This is a genomic window from Modestobacter sp. KNN46-3 (genome assembly GCF_011039295.1).
Map to the genome: position 1 here is coordinate 1 of NZ_JAAKGN010000234.1, position 5417 is coordinate 5417.

The following is a 5417-nucleotide window of genomic DNA, read 5'->3' on the forward strand; positions in this document are numbered from 1 at the left end:
CGTCACCGACACCGACGGCACCACTCAGGAGGTGACCACGCAGCCGACTATCCCGGCGCTCAGCGCCTGACCCGACATGAAGATCACGCGGTAGTCGTCACACACCACGCCGGCGGACTTGACCCCGCCTGGTCACCGAGTCGGTCAACGGTGGGGCATGGGTCTACGACCCGCTGGGCCGGATCACCGGCGCCCCGGTGCGGGGCAGCCCGGGCGCGCGGGTGGCCAACACCTTCTACGCCAACGACCTGGTCGCCTCGCAGACGATCGAGGGGGTGGCCCGGCAGACCTGGTCGCTGGACCCGCTGCAGCGCTTCTCCTCCTACACGTCCGAGTCCTGGGCCGCGGGTGCGGACGGGGTGCCGGCCTGGCAGCAGGCGGTCACCAAGGTCAACCACTACGACTCGGACTCGGACTCCCCGGCGTGGATCGCCGAGGACGCCTCGCTGCCCGATGAGATCACCCGATTCGTCGACGGGCTGGACGGCAACCTGGCGGTGCAGACCGGCAAGTCCGGTGCCCGGGTGCTGCAGCTGATCGACCTGCACGGCGACGTGATGACCACCGTCCCGATCCGGGACGGCGAGGGCGCCGCGGACTGGACCGGGCTGCGGCACCAGGCGGCGGACGAGTTCGGCAACGCCACCGACCTGACCACCGGTGCGGCGGTGGTCACGAACGGGGCGGCGCCGGGTAAGGACGGCCGCTACGGCTGGTTGGGTGGCAAGCAGCGATCGGCTGACGCGCTGGCCGGTGTGCTGCTCATGGGGGTGCGGCTCTACGACCCGGGGACGGGTCGGTTCTGGTCGGTCGACCCCATCCCCGGTGGCAATGCCACCGCTTACGACTACTGCACCGCTGACCCGGTCAACTGCACAGACCTGGATGGACGCTGGTCCTGGAAGGGGGTGCTGAAAAAGGTCGCCATCGTCGCCGAAGTTGCGTCCATGATCCCGGGGCCGGTCGGCTCGATAGCGGCCGGCATCTCCGCTGGCGCATACGCTGCGGCCGGCAACAGGAAGATGGCGATCGCTATGGGGATCGCGGTCGGTGCCGCCTTCGTGGGAGGTGGGGCCGCAATCGCGGTGTTGAAGTACGGTAAGCGAGCCACCGAGACCGCCGGACGCATTAACAAGTCAGCCAAGCGAGCTTATGCCAAAAAGCTGTCAGTCAGCTTGAACTCTGGTAGAGCGAGCGTTTTCAAGACGGTGGCGTCAGGACGCTGGCGGTACGACTTAGTTGGACGTGGGCATCGAGGAGTGGCCACGCCGCACAAGACGTTCGCAACAAGAAATAGTCGAGACCCCAGCGGATTTGATTCCGGTCGTGCGAGTCGTATTGCCAAGCCGATGACATGGCGGGACCTAGTCGGCGCCAGGAAGCAACTGAAGAAGCATGGACCAACTCCCAAGAGGAAGCGATGATAATGAGTCAAAGTCCTACCTTCGTTGGGATGCACCCCTGGCCGGAGAGTCAGGAAATTGTTGGCATCGTGACAGGCCCCAGCGCCGTGCACGTCGATCTGGACGACGAATACTCCGTGCAGGGGTTCTGTCGTGACTACGTGGACAGGGCCCTAGTGATCCGTTTCGCATCTCGAGGGGGTTCGACCGTCGCAAAGGAGGCCGCTTTAACCTTCGACTCGGTTGAGAACTTCACAGTCGAGCATGTCAATGAGCCAGCCGAGGAAGCGGACTCGTTCTACGGAGCCGCGTGGCAATCGGTCGGTGACAGGGCGAGCTTTCGAGTCGCTATCGGGCTCGCCATTCTCTGGTTCAACGCATCAGGTGCGTCGTGGTCGACCAGGGAGTAGCAGTAGATCTGAAAATGTCTCACCATCCTCAGGACGGCAGAATCGGCCGGCGCGTCAGTCCAAAGGATCGTTTCTGTTGTCTGACGTATTGCCGCTGTCGGCGAGCTGTCCGCCTTGGCGGCGCTCAATGCTGTGTCGATTGAGGTACAGATGGCGCGGCTGTTCAAAGCCCACGTCTACGGCTTGGGCTACTGGGTAGGTCGGGTGGGCCGGTGCCGCGTTGGGGGCGTTGGCCGCCAAGCGCGGGAAACTGGACAGTGGCTCGACTGGACCGCTAGCCCTGAAGCGGCCCCGTACCTACCCGGCGGCTGCTGGCGGTCGTGTGGAGATCGGCGGATTCACCTCTTGTTGTTTCTTCGGTATCGACGGACCGGAGCTCTGGTCGCCGCCAAAGAGCGGCGAACCCTTGGGGTCACTGGAGCATGCTCGACACGGCAGGCAAGCTGCGATGAGAAGTTGACTCGATCGAACTGGTGCCTCGACTTCCTGCGCTCGACCTAGGGGCGCGTTCTCGGCTGAGCGCTCGAACCCCTGCGCCTGATCAGCGAGCCGGAGGCCGGCGGGGGAGTGCGGTCGTATGCTGGCACTCGGTCCGCGCGAGTGCCAGGCACCTGCCCTGGGCAGCCACCGCCGACCACGTCGATCCGGTACGGGAGGTGTCAGCCGTGGCGCACGACGACCGGCGCCTGCGGGTGCTGCGGGCGATCGTCCAGGACTACGTCTCCACCAACGACCCGGTGGGGAGCAAGGCCCTGGCCGCCCGCTACGACCTCGGGGTGAGCCCAGCCACGATCCGCAACGACATGGCGGTGCTGGAGGAGGAGGGCTACATCACCCAGCCGCACACCAGTGCCGGCCGGGTGCCCACCGACAAGGGCTACCGCTTCTTCGTCGACCGGCTCAGCGCGATCAAGCCGCTGTCGGCCGCCGAGCGCAAGGCGATCGAGAAGTTCCTCGACGGCGCCGTCGACCTGCACGACGTGCTGGGCCGCAGCGTCCGGCTGCTGGCCCAGCTGACCCGCCAGGTCGCCGTCGTCCAGTACCCGACGCTGGCGCGCAGCGCCGTCCGGCACCTGGAGCTGGTGCCGCTGTCGACGTCCCGGCTGCTGATGGTGCTGATCACCGACACCGGCCGGGTCGAGCAGCGCGTGGTGGAGGTGCCGGTCGACACCGAGGCCGACACGGTCGCCGAGCTGCGCACCCTGCTCAACGCCGCCTTCACCGGCGCGAAGCTGGGCGAGGCCAGCGACAAGGTCGGCGACCTGGTCGACGCCTCCGCGCCGCACCTGCGCCCGCTGGTCGCCGCGGTGAGCGCGACGCTGCTGGAGACGCTGGTCGAGCCCTCGGAGGACCGGCTGGTCATCGGCGGGACGGCGAACCTCGCGCAGGGCAGCGCGCTGGACTTCCCCGGCACCTTCCGCCCGCTGCTGGAGGCGCTGGAAGAACAGGTGGTCGTCCTGCGGTTGATGGCCGAGGTGGGGCCCAGCACGGTGACGGTGAGCATCGGTGAGGAGAACGAGCACGAGGCGCTGACCGCCGCGTCGTTCGTCTCCGTGGGCTACGGGTCCGGCGACCAGGCGCTCGGTGGCCTCGGTGTCGTCGGCCCCACCCGGATGGACTACGCAGGGAACATCGCCGCGGTACGAGCCGTGGCCCGCTACGTCGGCCACCTGTTGGCCGAGAGCTGAGGACTGAGAACGCTTCATGGCAACCGACTACTACGGCGTGCTGGGCCTTGCCCAGGGAGCCAGCGACACCGAGATCAAGCGCGCCTACCGCAAGATGGCCCGCGACCTGCACCCCGACGTCAACCCGGAACCGGGCGCGAAGGAGAAGTTCGGGGAGGTCAGCCGGGCCTACGAGGCGCTGACCGACCCGGAGAAGCGGCGGATCATCGACCTGGGTGGTGACCCCTACGACACCAACGGCGGCCGGGGCGGCAGCCCCTTCGGCAACGCCGCGGGCTTCGGCGGGCTCGGCGACATCATGGACGCCTTCTTCGGCGGGGGCGCCGGCCGCGGGCCGCGTGGCCGCACCCGCGAGGGCGAGGACGCGCTGATCCGAGTCGACCTGGACCTCGACGAGACCGTCTTCGGCACCACGACGGAGGTCACCGTCGACACCGCGATCCTCTGCGACGCCTGCACCGGTGCCGGCACCGCCCCCGGCACGCACCCGGAGACCTGCTCCACCTGCAACGGCCGCGGCGAGGTGCAGAGCGTGCAGCGCTCCTTCCTCGGCCAGGTCATCGCCAGCCGCCCGTGCCCCACCTGCCAGGCCACCGGCCAGGTCATCCCCAACCCGTGCCCCAAGTGCGCCGGTGACGGGCGGGTGCGCTCCCGCCGCACCATCCCGGTCAAGGTCCCGGCCGGCGTCGAGGACGGCATGCGCATCCGGCTGGCCGGTTACGGCGAGGTCGGCCCCGGCGGCGGCCCCGCCGGTGACCTGTACGTCGAGGTGCGTGAGCGCCCGCACGACGTGTTCACCCGCGACGGCGAGGACCTGCACTGCCGGGTCACCCTGCCGATGACCGCGGCGGCGCTGGGCACCACGCTCAAGCTCGAGACCCTCGACGGCAACGAGGACCTCACCATCAAGGCCGGCACCCAGTCCGGCACCGTGCTCACGCTGCGGGCACACGGCGCCCCGCGGCTGCGCGGCACCGGCCGGGGCAACCTGCTCGTGCACCTCGACGTGCAGACGCCGACCCGGATCGACGGCCGGCAGCAGGAACTGCTGCGCGAGCTCGCCGGGCTGCGCGGTGAGGACCTCACCGACGGCAACAGCGCGAACCACGGTGGCCTGTTCACCCGGGTGCGCGACGCCTTCAACGGCCGATGAGCCAGGCCCCGGACGCACTCGCAGCCGACGGCGCCCCGCTCTTCCTGCTCGACGAGTTGCCGGACGGCGACGTCCTCACCGTGGACGGCGCCGAGGGCCGGCACGCCGTCGACGTGCTGCGACTCGGCGCCGGGGAGCGGGTGCGGGTGAGCGACGGGCAGGGGCTGCTGGTCGAGGGCTCCGTGCTCGCGGCCGCGGGGTCGGCGTTGCAGGTCCAGGTGCTCACCCGGCACGACGTCCCCGCGCCGCAGCCGGAGTTCGTGCTGGTGCAGGCGCTGCCCAAGGGCGACCGGGGTCCGCTCGCCGTCGACCTGGCCACCGAGCTGGGCGTCGACCGGATCGTGCCGTGGACCGCGGCCCGCTGCGTCACCCGGTGGCGGGACGACCGGATCGACAAGGGCCTGGCCAAGTGGCGCTCGGCCGCCCGGGCCGCGACCAAGCAGGCACGCCGGCCGCGGGTGCCCGAGGTGACCGAGCCGATGAGCACCCGCCAGGTCTGCGGCATGCTCGCCGACGTCGACCTGGCCCTGGTGCTGCACGAGCAGGCCCGCCAGCCGTTCGCGCAGCTCGAGGTGCCGGCGACCGGGTCGATCGCCGTCATCGTCGGCCCCGAGGGCGGGCTGACCGACGGCGAGGTGGTCGCCTTCCGGGCGGCCGGCGCGCAGTCGGTGCGCCTGGGCGCCGAGGTGCTGCGGACGTCGACCGCCGGCGCCGCCGTGCTCGCCGCCCTGTCCGCCCGCACCCGCTGGCGGTAGCGGGCGTG

At 69.9% G+C, this 5417-nt stretch carries 5 protein-coding genes; all 5 read left to right on the top strand.

The window, feature by feature from the left end; translation table 11 throughout:
* The first annotated feature begins 221 nt into the window (after window positions 1-221).
* The 5 genes from G5C62_RS25400 to G5C62_RS25420 all read left to right on the top strand — a co-directional run bounded on the left by G5C62_RS25400 (window position 222) and on the right by G5C62_RS25420 (window position 5409).
* A complete protein-coding gene (locus G5C62_RS25400) occupies window positions 222-1424 on the top strand; it encodes an RHS repeat-associated core domain-containing protein (RefSeq protein ID WP_164703199.1) in 1203 nt (400 codons plus the stop codon).
* A 29-nt stretch (window positions 1425-1453) separates the two neighbouring features.
* On the top strand, window positions 1454-1813 hold the full coding sequence (locus G5C62_RS25405) for a hypothetical protein (protein ID WP_156119016.1): 360 nt from the start codon (window positions 1454-1456) through the stop codon (window positions 1811-1813).
* Window positions 1814-2478: 665 nt separating this feature from the next.
* The gene (gene hrcA, locus G5C62_RS25410; protein WP_036333663.1) at window positions 2479-3501 is read left to right on the top strand and encodes a heat-inducible transcriptional repressor HrcA; all 1023 of its coding nucleotides are present in this window, start codon (window positions 2479-2481) and stop codon (window positions 3499-3501) included.
* Window positions 3502-3517: 16 nt separating this feature from the next.
* Window positions 3518-4654: a molecular chaperone DnaJ gene (gene dnaJ, locus G5C62_RS25415; protein ID WP_036333665.1), complete on the top strand. Its 1137-nt coding sequence runs from the start codon at window positions 3518-3520 to the stop codon at window positions 4652-4654.
* Window positions 4651-5409, top strand: a complete 759-nt coding sequence (locus G5C62_RS25420; protein WP_164703200.1) for a 16S rRNA (uracil(1498)-N(3))-methyltransferase — start codon at window positions 4651-4653, stop codon at window positions 5407-5409. The genes dnaJ and G5C62_RS25420 overlap by 4 nt, the downstream gene beginning before the upstream one ends.
* The last annotated feature ends 8 nt before the right edge of the window (window positions 5410-5417 follow it).